General features: G+C 45.0%; 17 protein-coding genes. 5 read left to right on the top strand and 12 right to left on the bottom strand.

Annotated elements, in window-relative coordinates:
• Positions 1-97: 97 nt before the first annotated feature.
• Positions 98-784 (bottom strand): phosphoglycolate phosphatase, encoded by a 687-nt coding sequence (locus tag HVMH_RS01515; protein ID WP_029910651.1) that lies wholly within the window; start codon positions 782-784, stop codon positions 98-100.
• A gap of 197 nt (positions 785-981) precedes the next feature.
• Positions 982-1,686, bottom strand: a complete 705-nt coding sequence (gene rpe, locus HVMH_RS01510) for a ribulose-phosphate 3-epimerase (RefSeq protein WP_029910655.1) — start codon at positions 1,684-1,686, stop codon at positions 982-984.
• A gap of 216 nt (positions 1,687-1,902) precedes the next feature.
• Here rpe and HVMH_RS01505 point away from each other — a divergent pair, with 216 nt between their 5' ends.
• From HVMH_RS01505 to bioD, 3 genes are read left to right on the top strand one after another with little or no spacing between them, the layout of a single operon-like run.
• A complete protein-coding gene (locus HVMH_RS01505; protein ID WP_051623031.1) occupies positions 1,903-2,364 on the top strand; it encodes a phosphate-starvation-inducible protein PsiE in 462 nt (153 codons plus the stop codon).
• Positions 2,361-3,248, top strand: a complete 888-nt coding sequence (locus tag HVMH_RS01500; protein ID WP_029910659.1) for a phosphoribosylaminoimidazolesuccinocarboxamide synthase — start codon at positions 2,361-2,363, stop codon at positions 3,246-3,248. The genes HVMH_RS01505 and HVMH_RS01500 overlap by 4 nt, the downstream gene beginning before the upstream one ends.
• A gap of 47 nt (positions 3,249-3,295) precedes the next feature.
• Positions 3,296-3,991 carry a dethiobiotin synthase gene (gene bioD / locus HVMH_RS01495; RefSeq protein WP_051623032.1) on the top strand — a complete coding sequence of 232 codons (696 nt, stop codon included), beginning with the start codon at positions 3,296-3,298 and terminating at the stop codon, positions 3,989-3,991.
• Between the two features lie 20 nt (positions 3,992-4,011).
• On the opposite strand, the gene HVMH_RS01490 is transcribed toward bioD, so the two are convergent.
• The 6 genes from HVMH_RS01490 to tkt form a co-directional block, all read right to left on the bottom strand.
• A complete protein-coding gene (locus HVMH_RS01490) occupies positions 4,012-4,230 on the bottom strand; it encodes a hypothetical protein (protein ID WP_035629981.1) in 219 nt (72 codons plus the stop codon).
• A 93-nt stretch (positions 4,231-4,323) separates the two neighbouring features.
• Positions 4,324-5,388 carry a class II fructose-bisphosphate aldolase gene (gene fba, locus HVMH_RS01485; RefSeq protein WP_029910666.1) on the bottom strand — a complete coding sequence of 355 codons (1,065 nt, stop codon included), beginning with the start codon at positions 5,386-5,388 and terminating at the stop codon, positions 4,324-4,326.
• Positions 5,389-5,492: 104 nt separating this feature from the next.
• Positions 5,493-6,935: a pyruvate kinase gene (gene pyk / locus HVMH_RS01480; RefSeq protein ID WP_029910668.1), complete on the bottom strand. Its 1,443-nt coding sequence runs from the start codon at positions 6,933-6,935 to the stop codon at positions 5,493-5,495.
• 185 nt (positions 6,936-7,120) lie between these two features.
• Positions 7,121-8,302, bottom strand: a complete 1,182-nt coding sequence (locus HVMH_RS01475; protein ID WP_029910670.1) for a phosphoglycerate kinase — start codon at positions 8,300-8,302, stop codon at positions 7,121-7,123.
• A 178-nt stretch (positions 8,303-8,480) separates the two neighbouring features.
• The gene (gap, locus tag HVMH_RS01470; protein ID WP_029910673.1) at positions 8,481-9,482 is read right to left on the bottom strand and encodes a type I glyceraldehyde-3-phosphate dehydrogenase; all 1,002 of its coding nucleotides are present in this window, start codon (positions 9,480-9,482) and stop codon (positions 8,481-8,483) included.
• A 65-nt stretch (positions 9,483-9,547) separates the two neighbouring features.
• Complete coding sequence (gene tkt, locus HVMH_RS01465) at positions 9,548-11,536, bottom strand: transketolase (RefSeq protein ID WP_029910676.1); 1,989 nt, start codon at positions 11,534-11,536, stop codon at positions 9,548-9,550.
• Positions 11,537-11,890: 354 nt separating this feature from the next.
• Here tkt and HVMH_RS01460 point away from each other — a divergent pair, with 354 nt between their 5' ends.
• Complete coding sequence (locus HVMH_RS01460) at positions 11,891-12,331, top strand: rhodanese-like domain-containing protein (protein WP_051623033.1); 441 nt, start codon at positions 11,891-11,893, stop codon at positions 12,329-12,331.
• Position 12,332: 1 nt separating this feature from the next.
• On the opposite strand, the gene HVMH_RS01455 is transcribed toward HVMH_RS01460, so the two are convergent.
• A complete protein-coding gene (locus HVMH_RS01455; protein ID WP_029910681.1) occupies positions 12,333-15,515 on the bottom strand; it encodes an efflux RND transporter permease subunit in 3,183 nt (1,060 codons plus the stop codon).
• Between the two features lies 1 nt (position 15,516).
• Complete coding sequence (locus HVMH_RS01450) at positions 15,517-16,785, bottom strand: efflux RND transporter periplasmic adaptor subunit (RefSeq protein ID WP_232087786.1); 1,269 nt, start codon at positions 16,783-16,785, stop codon at positions 15,517-15,519.
• Between the two features lie 217 nt (positions 16,786-17,002).
• Here HVMH_RS01450 and HVMH_RS01445 point away from each other — a divergent pair, with 217 nt between their 5' ends.
• Positions 17,003-17,581: a Tll0287-like domain-containing protein gene (locus HVMH_RS01445; protein WP_029910687.1), complete on the top strand. Its 579-nt coding sequence runs from the start codon at positions 17,003-17,005 to the stop codon at positions 17,579-17,581.
• A gap of 13 nt (positions 17,582-17,594) precedes the next feature.
• Here the strand turns inward: HVMH_RS01445 and HVMH_RS01440 are convergent, their stop codons facing one another.
• Together HVMH_RS01440 and HVMH_RS01435 are read right to left on the bottom strand one after the other, a co-directional pair.
• Positions 17,595-18,575: a cation diffusion facilitator family transporter gene (locus HVMH_RS01440; RefSeq protein ID WP_232087785.1), complete on the bottom strand. Its 981-nt coding sequence runs from the start codon at positions 18,573-18,575 to the stop codon at positions 17,595-17,597.
• A 27-nt stretch (positions 18,576-18,602) separates the two neighbouring features.
• A complete protein-coding gene (locus HVMH_RS01435) occupies positions 18,603-19,874 on the bottom strand; it encodes a multifunctional CCA addition/repair protein (protein ID WP_029910693.1) in 1,272 nt (423 codons plus the stop codon).
• Positions 19,875-19,911: the final 37 nt, after the last annotated feature.

Raw genomic sequence — 19,911 nt, 5'->3', positions numbered from 1 at the left:
CAAACCCTGTACTGAGCACCATAAGGGTTTAGTCACAACAATGAAAAACGATTTGATAAAAGACATATCTAACAAGCTTCCTTTAGTTAATTTTGAATCAATTTGCCGATTCTAAGTAGTTCGGCAACTCCATGAAAGAATCCATGACTGCATCTGGGTTATAGTTACGGATGTCTTCACCATGATTGTACCCGTAAGTCATACAGAAAATATGGAATCCTGCTGCTCTTGCTGCTTTGACGTCTGACTGAGAATCCCCAATCATTAAAGCATTTTCAGGCTCTACGCCCAGCTGCTCTGCGGCATACAGCAACGGCATTGGATGCGGCTTTTTCTCAGCACAAGTATCACCGGAAACCACTACTTCAAAGAAGTCAAAAAGACCTTTATCTTTCAACAGCGGAACGGTGAACGCTTCGGCCTTGTTGGTCACACAAGCCACGCGGTACCCCTGCGCTTTCATCCATTTGATACCGTCAACAACGCCGTCATAAACGCGAGAACGTTGTGAAGTATTGTGTTTGTACAACTCCAAGAAAATCGGATAGGCTTTGTCCATCAAATCCTGATCCGGCATACCTTCCACAGAGTTAATCAAAGCACGTTCTGTCAAACGTTGAACACCGTTACCAACCCAGTCTCTAACCGCATCTTCACCGCGAACCGGCATACCCAGTTGCTTCATCATCTCATCGACACAGTAGGCCAAATCCGGTACGCTGTCAATCAACGTTCCGTCCAAATCAATCAACACAAATCCAGGTTTAATTTTTTCAATCGACATCTTGTTTTCCAAATTATTCGTTAGGTTTGCAACCTACCTCTTATGACTGCTTCTTCTCTGTAAGCAAGTCAGCTGGCAGAACTTTTCTGCCTTGCAAATTCTTTATTGTTTTAATGGCAAAAACGCCAGCAAGGCTGGCGTATCAATAATCCCTTCATACCAAAGGGACGCAATGCGTAGTGAATGCGTTTTGAAAATTAAGCTTTCGCTAGCTCTTCACGCATTTGCTTGATCACCGTGTCATAACGGTTCGCATCAGAAGCATTCGCCTTACCGAAAATACCAGAACCAGATACGAATGTATCGCAACCAGCCGCAGCCACTTCCGCAATATTTTCTACTTTAACACCACCATCGATTTCAAGACGGATGTCACAACCTGACTCGTCAATCATCTTACGAGCCGCTTTCAATTTCTCTAGTGCTTGAGGAATGAATGCTTGACCACCGAAACCAGGGTTAACAGACATGATCAAAATCATATCGATTTTATCCAATACGTGCTCAAGGTAGCTCAAAGAGGTTGCTGGATTAAATACCAAACCTGCTTTACAGCCAGCGCCTTTAATCAATTGCAAAGAACGATCAATGTGCGCAGAAGCTTCTGGATGGAAAGTAATGTAATCTGCACCAGCATTCGCGAAGTCACCAATCAACTGATCAACTGGCTTCACCATCAAATGTACATCGATTGGTGCTTTAACGTCTTCGCGAACCATGAAGTTTTTCAATGACTCACAAACCAAAGGTCCAATCGTCAAGTTAGGAACATAATGGTTATCCATTACGTCAAAGTGAACAACATCCGCACCCGCAGCGATAACGTCTTTTACATCTTTACCTAATTGCGCAAAGTCAGCTGACAAAATGGAAGGCGCAATCCAGTTTTCTTTTTTAGCCATGATTTATATCCTTAGCATTCTAAACTTGTTAAAAAATTGAGCTAATTTTAGCAGAGACGATCAAAATTAACCATGATTTCATGCCCGTTTCGTATAAGTTTCACCCAGGCATTTCAGACTTATGCGATATAAAAGATTCTGATTCAGAAAAACCACCCGATTCCTTTCCAAATTTGTGATAATAAGCGAAAAATTTTTAGGAGCTATGAGAAGCAAATGGAACACTATCCAGGTCTAAGAACCGTCAAGCGCTCAATCCGCATGACGGAAGTCATTGGTCTAATCATTATCGCCATCGCGACCGTTGTTGCAGGCGCGACAGAAGTGATCAGCATGTTTAAAGCCATGAAGGTAACGCTGGCAGATTTGCTACTGATGTTCCTCTATCTTGAGGTTCTGGCAATGGTCGCTATTTATCTTGATTCAGGTAAATTGCCGATCCGTTTTCCACTATACATTGCCATCATCGCTTTAGCGCGCTACCTTATCCTAGACATGAAAAACCTGGAAAGCATGCAAATCATCGCGATTGCGGTGACGATGGTATTGATTGCGGCCACTGTCTTGATTATCCGTTACGGTCATTTGAAACTGCCTTATGAAGACCGTAACAATTTAGAACGCAGCCTTGTGAACAACGAAAAGTCCAAAGACACCCAGCAGGAATCCGACAAATGAAACCTCTGTACGAATCAAACCTAACCAGCCTTCCTTTAATCAACAAAGGTAAAGTGCGCGACCTTTATGATGTTGACGACAAGCACCTGTTGATCGTCACCACAGACCGAATTTCTGCTTTTGACGTGGTGCTGCCAACGCCTATCCCTGGAAAGGGACGCATTCTGACTGAAACTGCGGTTTTCTGGATGAAAAAGGCCGCAGACATTCTTCCAAACCAATTGGCTGATGACGTCACCCTGGCAGATATTCTTACCCCGGAAGAACTTGAACAGATCCAAGGCAGAGGCATGGTTGTTAAAAAGCTTAAGCCACTACCGGTTGAAGCTATCGTTCGCGGCTACTTGGTAGGCTCAGGTTGGAAAGAGTACAAAAAAACGCAAACTGTCTGCGGCATTCCGCTACCGGAAGGACTCAAAAAGGCAGAGCAACTGCCTGAACCACTTTTCACTCCATCAACCAAAGCGGCTGTTGGTGAGCATGATGAAAACATCTCTTTTGAAGAAGTGGTCAAACTGATGGGTGAGGAGCGCGCGCAAAAGGTTAAGGAATACAGCCTAGCCCTTTACAAAATGGCTTCGGAATTCGCTGCCGAACGCGGCATCATCATCGCCGATACTAAGTTCGAGTTTGGTGAAGATGAAAATGGCGTCATCCACCTAATTGATGAAGCATTGACTCCAGACAGTTCTCGTTTCTGGCCAGCTAAGACTTACCAAGTCGGCAAAAATCCAGACAGCTTTGATAAACAGTACATTCGCGATTACTTGGAATCACTAGATTGGGACAAAACTGCACCCGGCCCAGAGCTTCCAGAAGAAATCGTTGATATGACTCTACAGAAATATCAAGAAGCGCAGTCCCGCTTGATGGAAAACCTGTAATTGATAAAAATCTACCAGGTTGGGGTAAAGGCTTAACTGACAAACTCATGAGCAAAACAATCAACCCTACAAATAACAAAGGCTTTTTCATCACGGGCACCGATACCGAAATTGGAAAAACCTTTGTTACTGGCTCGATTGGACACACCCTTTTCACCTATGGCATTCACGCCACACCTCGCAAACCTGTCGCATCGGGTTGTATTGTAAAACCTGATGGAAGCCTCGAATCAGAGGACGCTGCTTTCCTTCACTCAGCCTTCAAAACCACTAACAGTCTAAAGCAAGTCTGCCCTTACCTTTTTGAACAGCCTGTTTCTCCTAAACTGGCAATGGAACTGAACAATTCCTTTTTGACGATTGATGATCTGACTCAGAACTGCCAGACTGACAATCCAGATGAAATGGTTTTTGTGGAAGGTGCTGGAGGGTTCTACTCACCCTTAGCAATAGATGGACTAAACGCTGATTTAGCGGTCAAACTCGGTTACCCTGTAATTCTGGTCGTTGGCGATCGTTTGGGCTGCATCAATCACGCTTTATTGAGCCTTGAAGCAATATCTAGCCGAGGGTTAAGCACTGCTGCAATCATCATCAACCACTTACACCCAACCAATCGTTTTACTCAAGGTATTGAGTCGCTTGTTGAAAGCCCAGTGTTCTACTGCCCTTACTCAGAGAGTCGGGAGCCAAACACGCTAAGCCGTGAACTGGTGAACACTCTCATTCAGAAGAAGCCTTAACTGAAGTTTTAACCGACGCTTTACAGTATTTTCTTCATTTTCAAAAAAATTAATAGCAGCATTATTCCTAGCACTGCCGCCAACAGCATTAGAGGCCAAAGCTGTCCAGCAACTTCCCATCCTGTTGCAATGACAACAGTCTGATTACCCACCTGCTCACTCAACGCCATATCACTCACAACGACATCAGAGTAGTACAACAGTAGAAGTGCCAACGCTAGAACGATTCCAACACACATAGCTTTCCCTTTTTATTTTCCAGAAACAAAAAAGCCCGATAAAATCGGGCTTTTTCAGGCTTAATCAAAAGCGATTAACAAGTTAACCGTTGATTAATTAACGCGTTGATCCAAAGAACCAGAAGCGTAACGAGCTTGCATTACTTCAAGACCAACAGACTTGATCTTAGCAGCATGACCCGCACAACCGAATGCTTCGAAACGTGCTTTACAGATTTCCATCATTGCGTTTTCAGCAGCGTTGAAGAACTTACGTGGGTCGAAGTTAGCTGGGTTGTCATGCAAGTGCTTACGGATCGCACCAGTAGACGCCATACGCAAGTCAGTATCGATATTAACTTTACGAACACCGTGCTTGATACCTTCAACGATAGCTTCAACAGGAACACCATAAGTTTGCCCCATGTCACCACCGTAGTTGTTGATGATTTCCAACCACTCTTCTGGAACAGAAGAAGAACCGTGCATTACGATATGAGTATCAGGGATACGCTTGTGGATTTTAGCGATTTGGTCGATTTTAAGAACATCATCAGATGGCTTAGAAGTGAACTTGTAAGCACCGTGAGAAGTACCAACCGCAACAGCCAAACAGTCAACGTTAGTATCTTTAACGAACTGTGCAGCTTCTTCAGGATCAGTCAAAAGCATTGAGTGATCTAGTTCTTCATCAGAACCGTGACCATCTTCTTCACCCATCTTACCAGTTTCTAGAGAACCTAGACATCCAAGCTCACCTTCAACAGAAACACCGCCAGCGTGAGCGATCTTAACAACTTCAGCAGTGATGCCAGCGTTGTACTCGTAAGAAGCAGGAGTCTTCATGTCAGACATCAAAGAACCGTCCATCATGACAGAAGTGAATCCAGATTGGATTGCACGCAAACAAACACCAACATCAGAACCGTGGTCTTGGTGCATAACAACTGGGATGTGTGGATACATTTCAACCGCAGCTGCAACCATATGACGAAGCATTGGCTCACCAGCATATTTACGCGCACCAGCAGAACCCTGAAGGATAACTGGTGAATCACAAGCATCCGCAGCACGCATGATAGCGCGAACTTGTTCCATGTTGTTTACGTTGAACGCAGGCATACCAAAGCTGTTTTCTGCCGCGTAGTCCATCAATTCACGAAGTGTAATCATCGCCATGTGCGAGACTCCTCTATTAGTTTAAAAGTAAATCGTCGTATTTTAACAAGCTTTATGCCTGTTAAAAAGTTAAAAAAATTAAGGTTAAAACCTGCCAGGCTTTCTTAAGGCAGTTTTACAATTTCCATTTGGTTGGTTCCACCCATTTCGCCTCTTGCTTGACCGCGGGTAAGAATCACTAGATCACCTGACTTAGCAGTGCCTCTAGCAACCAACTCTTTCAAAATGTTTTGCTGAACTTCTTCGTCCGTCATTCCAGTGTAGTCAACACTTGTTGGATAAACACCGCGATACAAAGTCACTTTTCTACGAGTTTCAATGTGTGGTGTCAACGCGATAATTGGAATACCGGAACTGATACGAGACATCAACAATGGCGTGTTACCAGACTCAGTCAGGGTAGCAATACACTTCACATCAAAATGGTTCGCTGCATACATTGCTGCCATTGCAATTGTTTCATCAACAGCAGTGAAAGATTCATCCATACGGTGTGTTGAAGAACGTACGGTACGGCTCTTCTCAGCTTCATGCGCAATGTTTGACATGGTTTGAATAACCAAACTAGGAGAATGTCCTGTAGCCGTTTCTCCAGACAACATCACAGCATCTGTACCATCCATAACCGCGTTAGCAACGTCAAACACTTCTGCACGAGTTGGAATCGCGTTTTCGATCATGGTTTCCATCATCTGCGTAGCAGTAATGGTGACACGGTTCAATTGACGCGCGCGCTTGATCATTTTCTTCTGAAGTGCAGGTAACTGAGCATCACCAACCTCAACACCAAGGTCACCACGTGCAATCATGATGACATCAGAAGCCAAAATAATGCTATCCAATGTAAAGTCATCATTAACTGCTTCAGCACGCTCGATTTTCGAAACGATACTACAATGCAAACCGGCCTTTTCTGCCAAGCTTCTGCAATATTCAACATCGTCAGCAGAACGCGGGAAAGACAGTGCCAAGTAATCCGCTTGAATTTCAGCAGCAGTTAAAATATCTTCTTTGTCTTTATCTGTCAGTGCAGAAGCAGACAAACCACCCCCCAACAAGTTGATACCTTTGTTATTGGAAAGTTTCCCACCAACAACAACAGTACAAAGAACGCGCTCACCTTCAACCGCATCAACATCAAGCACAACACGACCGTCGTCTAGCAACAAACGGTTACCTGGCTTAACATCATAAGGCAAACTCTTATAAGTCAAACCAACTTCGTTTTTGTTACCTTGATGTGGGTCTACATTATTGTCCAATGCAAACTTAGCGCCCGGATCCAAAAAGATCGCGCCTTCCGCAAAACGTGCAATACGAATTTTCGGCCCTTGCAAATCGACAAGTACACCGACTTCTCTGTCCAATTTAGCCGCAAGTTCACGAACTCTTGCTGCTCTTTCAATATGCTCTTGAGGGTTACCATGCGACATGTTGATACGTACTACATCAACACCAGCCTTAATCATTTTCTCCATTTCGCCTTCGCGATCTGTAGCAGGCCCTAAAGTTGCAACGATTTTGGTACGTCTTAATCCAGATGACATTTAATTTTTTTACCTCTTACTTTTGATCCATTTCTATTCAGAAAGCAAGATGACTCGAAAAATACACACCATCCAATCTGATCGAGGTTTATTTTCCGAGACACCCTCTCGCCTTTCTAAAATACCATGGATGCCTAAATGAATGAAAATGGTCAACCGTATTTTCGGTTGACCATACAAAAAAATTACTTCTTAGCTGCGTTTTCCAACATTTCAACAGCTGGCAGTTTTTTACCTTCCAAGAACTCAAGGAAAGCGCCACCACCAGTAGAGATGTAAGAAACTTTATCAGCGATATCGTATTTATCAATCGCCGCCAAAGTATCACCGCCACCAGCAATAGAGAAGGCTGAAGATTCGGCAATCGCCATAGAGATTGCTTTAGTACCTTCACCAAACTGGTCAAACTCAAATACACCTACTGGACCGTTCCAAACAACTGTTCCAGCGTTTTTGATGATTGTCGCCAATTCTGCTGCAGAGTCAGGACCGATGTCGAAAATCATATCATCATCAGCAACATCCGCTACGTTCTTAGTTTCAGCAGCAGCTGACTCAGAGAATTCTTTACCACAAACAACATCAGATGCTAAAGGAATAGCTGCACCACGTGCTTCCATGATTTCGTTCAACTTCTTACAAGTAGGAATCAAGTCAGATTCTGACAAAGATTTACCAACATTGTAGCCAGCCGCCTCGATGAAAGTGTTAGCGATACCACCACCAACAACCAACTGATCTACTTTCTCAGATAAAGACTCAAGAACAGTCAACTTAGTAGAAACTTTAGAACCACCAACGATTGCAACCATTGGACGCGCAGGACTGTTCAACGCTTTACCAAGTGCATCCAACTCAGCTGCCAACAAAGGACCTGCACAAGCTGTATCAGCAAATGCACCTGCACCATGCGTAGACGCTTGAGCACGGTGAGCTGTACCGAATGCATCCATAACGTAAACATCACAAAGTGCTGCATATTTTTTAGACAAAGCTTCGTCGTTTTTCTTCTCACCTACGTTGAAACGTACGTTTTCAAGTAGAACAACTTCACCTTCTGCTACATCAAAGCCACCATCTAGGTAGTCTTTAACCAAGCGAACTTCTTTACCCAATTTAGCGGAAAGATCAGCTGCAACTGGCGCCAAAGAGAATTCTTCAGCATATTCACCTTCGCTAGGACGACCCAAGTGAGACATCAACATTACTTTTGCACCTGCTTCAGCAGCCATTTTAATAGTTGGTAGTGAAGCACGGATACGCGCATCAGAAGTTACTTTCCCATCCTTGACTGGCACGTTCAAATCTTCACGGATCAATACGCGCTTACCAGCTAGGTTTAGGTCAGACATCTTAATAACAGACATAGTGTGTCCTCTTTTAATGTTTAAACATTACCTTCGGTCAAAAAGGCAACATTGGATTTTAATGATAAGTTTGAAATATTAAATTTACATTTCAGCACTCAAAAAAATACTGAAGTGAAAACTCAATAATAGAAAGGCGAGATAAAACTCTCGCCTTTCTGGAGTCTACAACTTTAAATTAGTTGCTTCCTACGTGCTCAACAACGCGCATCATGTTACAAGTGTAACCATACTCGTTGTCATACCAAGCAACTACTTTAACGAAAGTAGAATCTAGAGCGATACCCGCTTTAGCGTCAAAGATAGATGGGTGAGAATCACCACGGAAGTCAGTAGAAACGTTAGCTTCTTCTGTGTAACCTAGAACACCTGCTAGCGCACCTTCAGAAGCTGCTTTCATTGCTGCACAGATTTCGTCATAAGAAGCTTCTTTTTCCAACTCAACAGTCAAGTCAACAACAGAAACGTCAGAAGTAGGCACACGGAAAGCCATACCAGTTAGTTTACCGTTAAGTGCTGGCAACACTTTACCAACCGCTTTCGCCGCACCAGTTGAAGAAGGAATGATATTCTCAAGAATACCACGACCGCCACGCCAGTCTTTAGAAGAAGGACCATCAACTGTTTTTTGTGTTGCAGTTGCAGCATGAACAGTAGACATCAGACCACGCTTGATACCGAAGTTGTCGTTAAGAACTTTAGCAACCGGCGCCAAACCGTTAGTGGTACAAGAAGCCGCAGAAACGATTGCTTGACCAGCGTATTCGTTGTGGTTAACACCATATACGAACATTGGCGTGTGATCTTTAGAAGGCGCAGATTGAACAACTTTCTTCGCACCAGCGTCAAGGTGAGCTTGGCAAGAATCTTCAGTCAAGAAGAAACCAGTACATTCGATAACTAGGTCAGCACCCACTTCATCCCACTTAAGGTCAGCAGGGTTACGCTCAGCAGTGATACGGATAGTTTTACCGTTAACAACAAGGTTACCGTCAACAACAGAAACATCACCGTCAAAACGACCGTGAACAGAATCGTACTTCAACATGTACGCCAAATATTCTGGATCCAACAAGTCATTGATAGCAACAACTTCGATGTTTTTGAAATCTTTTGCTGCAGCACGGAAAGCCATACGACCGATACGACCAAAACCGTTAATACCTACTTTAATTGTCATTATTATTACTCCTAAATTATGCCGACATCATCGCTGATGCCGACCTGAGTTTCATTTAACTAAAATTATTTACCAAGAACCTTGTTCGCAGTCGCAACAACGTTTTCAACTGTGAAACCAAACTCTTTGAACAGATCACCAGCCGGTGCAGACTCACCGAAGCTCTTCATGCAAACGAATCCACCATCTAGGCCAACATACTTGTACCAAGAATCCGCTACACCTGCTTCGATCGCAACACGCTTAACACCAGGAATCAATACAGAATCCTTGTAAGCTTGATCTTGCTCGTCAAATGCATCTGTACATGGCATTGAAACAACACGAACGTTCGCGTTCATTGCTTCAGCTGCTTCAACTGCCAAACCAACTTCAGAACCAGTCGAGATAAAGATAATGTCTGGCGTACCAGCGCAATCTTTCAATACATATCCACCTTTCTCGATGTTTTTAACTTGCTCAGCAGTACGCGGCATAGGCGTCAAGTTTTGACGAGAGAATACCAACGCAGTTGGCGCGTTGCCACGCAACATAGCCAATTTCCAAGAAACTGCAGATTCAACTGCATCACATCCACGCCAAGTTTGGAAATTAGGGATCACACGCATAGTTGCCATTTGTTCTACTGGCTGATGCGTAGGGCCATCTTCACCCAAACCGATTGAGTCATGTGTGAAAACATAGATCGTACCGATCTTCATCAATGCAGACATACGCAACGCGTTACGCATGAATTCCATGAACATGAAGAAAGTACCACCATAAACTTTGAAACCACCATGAAGAACCATACCGTTCATCATGTGAGCCATACCGAATTCACGAACACCCCATGATAGGTAGTTACCGTTCGCATTAGCATGGTTAACTTTAACGGTACCAGACCAGTTGGTCAGGTTAGAACCAGTCAAGTCAGCAGAACCACCGAACATTTCTGGTAGTAGTGGACCCATTGCTTCGATTGCGTTTTGAGACGCTTTACGAGAAGCGATGTTTGGCATTTCTTCTTGAGTCTTAGCGATGAACTTATCCATCTCAACTTCAAAGTTTGCAGGCAAATCACCCGCCATACGACGCTCAAACTCAGCTGCTTCAGCTGGGTATTCAGCACGGTAAGCTTCAAACTTAGCATTCCAAGCCGCTTCATCAGCCGCACCTTGTGCTTTGTGATCCCAACCATCGTAAATCTCTTGTGGAATAACGAATGGCTCGTATTCCCAACCTAGATTTTCACGCGTTAGTTTGATTTCTTCATCCCCTAGAGGCGCACCGTGACAGTCATGCGTTCCACATAGGTTTGGTGAACCAAAACCGATTGTTGTACGAGTACAAATCAATGTTGGCTTACCAGTTTCTGCTTTAGCCGCTTCGATCGCTGCATTAACAGCATCAGCATTGTGACCATCAACATCACGGATAACGTGCCAGTCGTAGGATTCGAAACGACCTGCAACATCACGCTCCATCCAGTCAGAAATGTGACCATCGATAGAAATATCGTTATCATCCCAAAAGGCAATCAACTTACCTAGACCAAGCGTACCTGCCATTGCAGCCGATTCGTGAGACAGACCTTCCATCAAACAACCGTCACCCATGAATACATAAGTGTTGTGATCAACAATTGTGTGACCAGGCTTGTTGAATTGCGCGGCCAAAGTACGTTCTGCAATCGCCATACCTACAGCATTGGTAATCCCTTGCCCTAGAGGACCAGTTGTTGTTTCAATACCATCAGCATAACCGTACTCAGGGTGACCCGCTGTTTTAGCATGCAACTGACGGAAGTTTTTAATGTCTTCCATGCCCAAATCGAAACCGGTCAAATGTAGCAATGAATAGATCAACATTGAACCGTGACCGTTTGACAATACGAAACGGTCTCTATCCGCCCATTTTGCATTGGTTGGGTTAAATTTCATGTGGCTATTCCACAGTACTTCGGCAATATCCGCCATACCCATTGGGGCACCAGGGTGACCTGATTTGGCTTTTTGTACTGCATCCATACTTAGTGCGCGGATAGCATTTGCAAGTTCTCTACGAGTTGGCATTGACAACTTCCCTCAAGTTAAAAAAATTCGGTATTAGCAGGTAATGATTTGAACCATTAAACTTTACGTAAAAATTCGACCTATTCGTTTAATCCAAAACCGCTTTGTAAAAATTTGGACGGACATTTTCGCTCAAAACACAAAAATCATCAAGTTTTCTTATTCATTGGTCAATCTAATTTAATTTATTGACATACCAACAAAAAACCCTGAATCCATCATTTATCAAGGCTACTTAGTTCATGTCACGTATATGTCACAAAAATATGAAGTTTTTTTATCATTTCCACGATTTACGGCAGACCTATTTTTTTGCTAGATTGGTGGTGACCACTCACCCGACAGGAGAACATCATGAACGCATCATTGAAATCATTCGTAGCGGAAGCTAAATCACATATTCGTGAAGTCGATTGCGAAGCGGCAAAAGACCTTATCAACCAAGGTTACAAACCATTAGATGTCAGAGAAGCTGCCGAATATCTGGATGGAACCATCCCAATGGCATTGCATATTCCACGTGGCATGCTTGAACCTATGTGTGATCCCGAATTTGCAGGACACAACCCCAAACTGGGTGATTTGAACCAGCCATGGTTGATTTTTTGCCAAAGTGGTGGAAGAGGAGCCTTAGCTGCCGACACCATGCAAAAGATGGGATACACCGACGTAGTGAATCTTGCTGGCGGCTTTAGCGCATGGAAAGAATCTGAGGGAGAAACTTTCTGTCCTCCTATCGAAAACGGATTAATCCGATGCGACCATCCTTGGAACCCAGGTTCCCCCAACAACTAACCTATGCATCCTGAGGTTTTGGGCGGCTAGTCAGCCGCTCATGAACCTGCTCATACAAAGATAGTACACTTGGAATCACCAATAGAATCAACAGGGTCGAGAACATCAACCCAAATGCAATCGCAGCCGCCATCGGTATCAAGAACTGCGCCTGTAATGAGGTCTCAAACAACAGCGGAGTCAGACCAGCAATAGTGGTCAACGAGGTCAAGAGTACTGCCCTCACACGCTGTACGGAAGCTTCTTCCAACGCCTGATTGATTGCCATTCCCTCTTCCCGAAGCCGCTTATAAAAACTCACCAAGATAATTGAATCATTCACCACGATTCCGGACAAACCAAAGAAACCGAACAACGACAAGATGGTCATATCCAATCCCATCCACCAATGTCCAAGGATCGCCCCCACCAAGCCAAATGGAATCGCCAGCATTACGACCAACGGCCAACCATAGGATCCGAACACCCACGCCAACACAATGTAAATGGTGGTTAACCCGATTAGCAGTCCGATTTTCATGTCACCCAATGTTTTTTGCTGATTGGCATTCTGCCCTTCAAACGAATAGCTGAAACCATATTTAGCGACTAGCTTAGGCATGGTGTTTTGTTCCAACTGCGCCAAAATGCGGTTGGCATTGTTTCGAGTTTTATCAACCTCACCAATGACATTTACCGCCAAACGTCCATCGACATGACGCATGACATCAAACCCTTGCTGGCTCTTCCAATGCACCACCGACTTAAGCAATACTCGCTGACCATCTGGCGCCGTTACCATCATTGAGTCCAATGTCGCCAAGCTCTTTTGCTCATCTCTTGGATATTGAACTCTAACTTCTACCTCATCTTCGCCTTGTGTAAAGATTTGCGACAAGCGCCCCGAGAAGGCATCTGAAAGCTGCTGTCCTAAACCTGTGTAGGTAAACCCTAGCGCTTTACCTTGTGGAGTCAATTCATAAACCAACTGGTCACGACCATACGGCAAATCATCCCGCACACCACTCACACCAGGAATTTGATCCAACACCTGCTGAATTTCCAGCGATGCTTTTTTCAGCTGCTGAGGGGCAACCCCCCACATACGGACATCTAAATCACTACCCGGCGGCCCGGCTCTCGGCGCTTCTATCGACAAGACATCCAATCCCGGAACCGTTCCCGCATTTTTTTGCCACTCTCTGATAAATTGAGCATTTCGAGTTTTACGATGATCCGGCTCTGCCAATTCAACATTCACACTACCGAAATTTGCACCCTTCTCAGTACTTGACTCGTTGTAATGAACAACCGCAACCTTAACAATTCCCCGCTCCAATTCCTGTTCAGTTTTCAAAAGCGCACGATAGACTTGATCCACATAATTCGCCGTCACCTTTGCAGGTGTCCCCGCCACAAAACGAATGTCTGCCGTTAATTTGGTCGATTCAGGCGATGGGAAAAACACAAAGGCCATTCGTCCCCCTGCCAATAAACCTATTACAAAAATCATCATCGCCAGCGTGATGGAAATCGTAATCGCTCGATGGCTTAACACCCAACGAATCACCATTCTGAACTGACGCTCACGAAAATGATCAATGGCACGGTCAAGTCGATAACGAATACTGCCCGGCTCAGCAGGTTTTATTTTCTTGAACGCGTGCTTCAAGTGCCCGGGCAATACCGTAAAACTTTCAAACAAAGAGGCGATGATAACCGCAATAATCACCAGAGGAATCGCAAACAGGATTTTCCCCATCTCTGCGCCAATCATCATCAAAGGTACAAACGCCGCAATGGTTGTGATAGAAGATGCCGTCACTGGTGCGAGCATTCTATGCGCACCGCCTTCTGCGGCTTGTAGATCAGGCTCGCCAGCTTCATGATGCGCCAATGCATCCTCGCCGACCACAATGGCATCGTCGACGATAATCCCCAGCGCCATAATCAGACCGAACAGGCTGACCATATTGATACTGCCGCCAGCCAAATACATGATCATCAAAGTCGCCATGAAAGAAACCGGAATCCCCACGGCAACCCAAAAGGCTACACGACCGTTCATGAATATATACAAAATCAAGATAACCAGCACCAAGCCGCCGACACCGTTATTCACCAACAACATAATCCGCTGATTGACCAACGACCAAGTTTCATCGTAAACCTTGATTTTTACCCCTTTAGGCAAAGCTGGCTCAGTTTTCGCCAACCACTTTTGCATGATCTCAGAGGACTTCAAAGTATCGCCGCTTTCCGAGCGCATCAAACGCAACTCGATTGCTGGGTGCCCATCCACCATCAGGAAAGGCGCATCTTTAACCGGACGTTTTTCCACGTCCGCCAACTGCCCCAATGTGATTTTCTGCGTGTCATTGGAGATTACCGTCATACGGTTAAACTGTGTTTCAGTGCGTCCCTGATGAATTGCACGCAAGTCACGAACACTGTCATCATCTCCCACAGAACCTGCTGGAATATCCTTACTCATGGAAGCAATTCGGCTACTCAACTGATCCAAGGTCAGTCCATACTGCTCCAACTTATCTTTGGAAATATTGATGGCCATCTCATCTGTTGGCAATCCAACAAACTCGACCTTATCAATCCCTTTATCCAATAGTTGACGCTCAAACTCTCTTGCTAAGTAGCGCAACTCTTTCAAATTACTGTTATCACCAATCAGCAGCAACCTAGCAACTGGCTCATAACGGATAATCCGCTCAATAATCGGCTTTTCGGCATCTTGCGGTAAGTTACGCAACTCACTGACCTTTTGATTGACCTGATCAACCGCTTCGATCATGTCAGTGCCTTCCTTGAACTTCAGCGTCACCACCGACACACCTAATGCCGAAGTTGAAGTCATCTCATCCAGATTATCGATATTCCTCAAAACCCGTTCGACAGGATCGGTAATGGAACGTTCAACATCCTCACCATTCGCACCCGGCCACACGACTCTAACCTGGGCGTAATCAAGCTCAAAATTGGGAAAGAACTGTACATTGAGTTTCAACAACGCGACGATACCCATCAAAATCATGATGAACATTAAAAGATTCGGCGCGACTTTATGACGCGCGAACAAACCGATAAAACCGGTGGACTTGAATTTTTCGTGTTTAGGGTGGTAGCCGGAAAAATCCTCAGGATGTTCATCCGGCCTTTTTAGGTGCTCAAATTCCGATGATTGCGTCATGTTACTGCCCCATCACCGACACGTTGAGTCCGGTAATCGCATTTGGCAAATGCGTCGTCGCAAGTTGGTCGCCGTTTGCAACATCACCTTTCAGCAATACCCAAGTTTGCTGATTGACCTTGGTTTCACCCAATACCTCGACCGTTCTACGCTCCAACATGCCATTTTTGACGATATAAATTCGGTTCGAACCATAAAGCGCAGAATAAGGCGCGGCAAACCCATTTGGAATCGCTTCGCGCTGAAGATTGACTTGCAACAAATCCCCTGGTCTTACACTAACAAGGTTGTCCGGCAGTGCGAAATAAGCATCCAAACCACTGGTTGACGCTTCGCCAGCCAAACGTTTCAAAGGCAATTTATAGCGCCCACCATAAGCGACATACTCGGCATAGTATTGATTACCCTGTTGCATGGCGTGATAAATCTTCTTCACTTCGGATACAGGAATTCTGGCTTTCAGCTCCAAACTATTCAGCGCGTAATAACTGACCAATGCCGCACCGACACCAACTCTATCGCCTGCAGATACGGACAACTTGGCAACGCGCGCATCATAAGGTGCAATCACCACACCGCGACTACGATTGATCTCCGCCTGCTTTAAGTTAGCCTTTGCTTTCTCCAACCGTGCTTTTAGTTGAGTGACTTTCAGCTTGTTTTCTTCTACCGATAAATTTGCATTGACCACCGAAAGCTTTTGTTTCAACAACGCTTCTTTGGTGATATCTAATGTGGACTGGGAAGCTAGATTCTTTTTAATCAATTCTTGATTACGCTGCACATCGGCTTCGCGAATCGACAAGACTTTTTTCTCGTTATCCAACTTTGCCTGATTCGACTTATAGGCAAGCGCCTGCAACTGTAGCTGGGCTTGAGTGTCTTCAACATCGGCTTTGGCGATTTGGTAAGGCAACTCAATATCCGCATCTGACAAGGCGACGAGGGTTTGACCTTTTTTCACTTCGTCACCATCTTTCACCAATGCCTGCTCTACAACACCTGCAACTGGAGAAGAGGCCGTTACCAATGCGTTAGATTCAACGGTTCCAAATAATGATTGAACCGGAACAACATCACCCAACGAAATGGTTCTGGCTTCAATCGGCCAGACTTTTTGCTTGATTTCGACAGTAGGTGGTTTGGGCTTAGTACTGACCATGTAACCGACAATCAGAAACACAAATACCAGAATCAGAATCGCTATAATCCCGTTCTTCAAACTTGAATTTTTAATTTTCGGCAATCCCACAGCGACTTCCTTCTTCATCGAACCACATTAACAAAACCGCTAAAACCTACTTTTAGCTATGCTGCATTATAACGATTAATCATCGAAAACCCAGAATTCAAACTTTGGTTTGACTGAATTCCCCGTGTTTCCATAGTGTTTCAAGGATTGAAAAAATAGACTTAAATTATGCTGACTATCAATTAATTAATTTATAGATAAACCGTTCTTCAGTCCTGAAACATAAGGAGTCAGCATGAAAACACAAACCTTCGTCAGTGCAACGCTTATCTCTCTCAGCTTGGCAATCCCTTTTGTTGCCTATGCTCAAACCGACACGCAAAAACTTGACCAACAGAGCCGAGGGCTTGCAAAAGAATTTCTTGGAAAGCTCAAACCTGAACTCATGCACGCCATGAAAAATGGTGGTCCGGTTCATGCCTTGTCTTTCTGCAACACCAAAGCACCGGAAATTGCCGCAAACCTTTCCAAGTCAAGTGGGTGGCATGTCAATCGTGTCAGTTTGAAACCTCGTGGTGCATCAGCGACACCAGACAAGTGGGAAGTGGCGGTTCTAAAGGATTTTGAAGCGCAAAAAATGGCAGGGATTCCTGTCAAACAAATGGAATACAGTGAAGTCATCAAAGTGGATGGCAAACCGACCTATCGTTATATGAAGCCGATTCCAACAGGTGCAGTTTGCTTGACCTGCCACGGCACGCACATTGCGCCAGCAGTCAAACAGAAACTAAATGAACTTTACCCTCATGACAAAGCCGTCGGCTTTAACAAAGGTGATATTCGCGGCGCATTCAGCTTCTCGAAAACCCTTTAATGCAAACCGGCAATCAGGCCTTAGCGCCTGATTGCTCTTCAGTTTGCGACTCTGCTTGACTATCCAATTCTGAAACAAAGTCTTCTCGGTTTTCCATTTCCCACTGGTGATGTTCCGGATCGTCACGAATACTAACAGGCTCTTGGTGAATCAACACATCGGCATTCTCAAAGGCCTCAACTAACGACCGAGTAACTTCTTCAGTAATATGATGGGCATCCACCAAACTCAAGTGATCATCCAACTCCAAATCCAATTGGATAAAAATCGTCGGCCCTGATCGGTAAGTTCTTAAATCGTTAAACCCTTCCACATCTTCATGCGCCAGCACGATATCACGTATTTGATTGCGAATTTCTTCCGGCAGCTCATGATCCAACAACTGGTTTCCAGACTGTTTTGCCAGCACAATCGCCTGCCATCCAATCCAAGCACCAATTAACAACCCTAAGGTGGAATCAATCCAACCATAAACAGACAACAATAGCCCCAATAAAACTGCCAGGTTGGCTATCCAGTCTGAAAAGTAATGCAATGCATCCGCTTCAATCGCTGTGGAGTTGGTTTTGCGAACCACGTACTTTTGGAACATCACCAGCAAAGTCGTCATCAACAACGACAGTAGCATTGCCCATGCACCGAATTGAGGATCCTGCACTTCAACCGGATCAATCAAGCGTTGCAAAGCATGAATCACCAAATAAAGTGCTGAACCGGCAATAAATACACTTTGCGCCAGCGCCGCCAGCGGCTCCGCCTTGCCATGACCAAATCGGTGCTCGTGATCCGCCGGCTCTTGCGCCAAACGCACGGCAAACAAAATCATCAGTGAGGCAACGATATCGACCGCCGAATCCAACAGCGACGCCAAAATCCCTACCGACCCAGTTTCAACCCAAGCCAACGCCTTGATCACTAGCAAAAACACAGCAACAGACACCGACGCATAAGTTGCAATCCTTACCAGCCTATATTCTTTGATCTGTTTATCCAATGTTATTCCCCCCAACCTGGCAGATTTTCACGCGTTTGTAGCACTGTCTACTTTTGCTGCATAATCAGCCATATAGGCTTCAATCAGTTCAATTCTTTTCCGCTCAATGGCTTCTGCAATTTCAGCACCCTGAACACCGGTCGCCAAAATGGCTTGATTGTCGACTTGGCTACCCGCTTTAGCCAACGCCAACCAAAATGCTTTTTGTGGATAAGGCCTGTTTTCAAACCCTAAACGCCCTCTCGCATCCGCTTCACAAGCCGTCAACAACTCCGCCAACTCATCAGTTTGTTTGAAGGCTTTGGTTAAGTTCAACAGCTTCAAACAAGTCTGCGGTTTTAAATGCGGTTTGCCTTCCGAATCCAGCACCTTGTGGGCAATGCCATGATACTCCGTAACCTTCAAGGCAAAGCTCAATGTTTGCTTTGGCAAGCGATAACGCTCCGACATCGCCTTCACCAAAGGCAACCCGGCTTTTTCATGTCCATGGTGTTTCGGCCAAAGTTCTTTAGGGGTAATGCCTTTGCCCAAATCATGAACTAGAGCTGCAAAGCGGACATTCAAACTATCCGACAACTCCGCCGCCACATCCAACACCATCATGGTATGAATCCATACATCCCCTTCAGGGTGATATTGAGCCGGTTGCGTGACATTATGCAGCTGATAAAGCCCGGGGAACAAAACCGCTACAGCACCGACCTCATCCAACACCTCAAAGAAAATACTCGGCTTAGAGGTGTTAAGCGCCTTGGTCACCTCTTGCCACACGCGCTCTGGGGTCAAATCAGACAACTCACCGGAGCGCACCATCTCCTGCATCAAGACACGAGTTTCTTCTGCCAATGTAAAACCAAAGGGCGCAAGCTTAGCAGCGAAACGTGCAACTCGCAGCACTCGCAAAGGGTCTTCTACAAACGCATCCGAAACATGGCGCAGTACTCTGCCTTTTAGATCTTTGACACCACCATAAGGATCAATCACCTCACCTTCATCTGATTTGGCAATGGCATTGATCGTCAAATCCCGACGAATCAAATCATCTTCTAAAGTAACCGAAGGGTCGGCAAAAACTTCAAAGCCGTGATATCCCTTCCCCGCTTTGCGCTCAGTTCGAGCCAGTGCATATTCCTCCTTGGTACTGGGATGCAAAAAGACGGGAAAATCTTTTCCAACCTGTTGAAACCCTTTATCAAGAAGTTCTTGAGGCGACGCACCAACCACAACCCAATCGTGCTCATGAGGTTTCAATCCAAGCAATTCATCTCGAACCGCACCGCCTACCAAGTAAATTTGCATTCGTTACCCTTTATGTCGCAAAGCATTGTTATCTTAT

The sequence above is a fragment of the Hydrogenovibrio marinus genome (assembly GCF_013340845.1).
In the GTDB taxonomy this organism is placed as follows: Bacteria; Pseudomonadota; Gammaproteobacteria; order Thiomicrospirales; family Thiomicrospiraceae; genus Hydrogenovibrio; species Hydrogenovibrio marinus.
The sequence above is the reverse complement of the archived record's forward strand: the minus strand, read 5'-3'. Positions and strand labels throughout refer to the sequence as shown.

What these genes read in the sequence shown, in the direction of transcription:
- pyk (WP_029910668.1), bottom strand. Translation starts at nt 6,935, where the DNA reads ATGTCATCTGGATTAAGACGTACCAAAATCGTTGCAACTTTAGGGCCT.
- HVMH_RS01450 (WP_232087786.1), bottom strand. Translation starts at nt 16,785, where the DNA reads ATGAAGAAGGAAGTCGCTGTGGGATTGCCGAAAATTAAAAATTCAAGT.
- HVMH_RS01515 (WP_029910651.1), bottom strand. Translation starts at nt 784, where the DNA reads ATGTCGATTGAAAAAATTAAACCTGGATTTGTGTTGATTGATTTGGAC.
- rpe (WP_029910655.1), bottom strand. Translation starts at nt 1,686, where the DNA reads ATGGCTAAAAAAGAAAACTGGATTGCGCCTTCCATTTTGTCAGCTGAC.
- bioD (WP_051623032.1), top strand. Translation starts at nt 3,296, where the DNA reads ATGAGCAAAACAATCAACCCTACAAATAACAAAGGCTTTTTCATCACG.
- HVMH_RS01455 (WP_029910681.1), bottom strand. Translation starts at nt 15,515, where the DNA reads ATGACGCAATCATCGGAATTTGAGCACCTAAAAAGGCCGGATGAACAT.
- gap (WP_029910673.1), bottom strand. Translation starts at nt 9,482, where the DNA reads ATGACAATTAAAGTAGGTATTAACGGTTTTGGTCGTATCGGTCGTATG.
- HVMH_RS01435 (WP_029910693.1), bottom strand. Translation starts at nt 19,874, where the DNA reads ATGCAAATTTACTTGGTAGGCGGTGCGGTTCGAGATGAATTGCTTGGA.
- fba (WP_029910666.1), bottom strand. Translation starts at nt 5,388, where the DNA reads ATGGCGATGATTACACTTCGTGAATTGATGGACTACGCGGCAGAAAAC.
- HVMH_RS01490 (WP_035629981.1), bottom strand. Translation starts at nt 4,230, where the DNA reads ATGTGTGTTGGAATCGTTCTAGCGTTGGCACTTCTACTGTTGTACTAC.
- HVMH_RS01445 (WP_029910687.1), top strand. Translation starts at nt 17,003, where the DNA reads ATGAAAACACAAACCTTCGTCAGTGCAACGCTTATCTCTCTCAGCTTG.
- HVMH_RS01475 (WP_029910670.1), bottom strand. Translation starts at nt 8,302, where the DNA reads ATGTCTGTTATTAAGATGTCTGACCTAAACCTAGCTGGTAAGCGCGTA.
- HVMH_RS01505 (WP_051623031.1), top strand. Translation starts at nt 1,903, where the DNA reads ATGGAACACTATCCAGGTCTAAGAACCGTCAAGCGCTCAATCCGCATG.
- tkt (WP_029910676.1), bottom strand. Translation starts at nt 11,536, where the DNA reads ATGCCAACTCGTAGAGAACTTGCAAATGCTATCCGCGCACTAAGTATG.
- HVMH_RS01460 (WP_051623033.1), top strand. Translation starts at nt 11,891, where the DNA reads ATGAACGCATCATTGAAATCATTCGTAGCGGAAGCTAAATCACATATT.
- HVMH_RS01500 (WP_029910659.1), top strand. Translation starts at nt 2,361, where the DNA reads ATGAAACCTCTGTACGAATCAAACCTAACCAGCCTTCCTTTAATCAAC.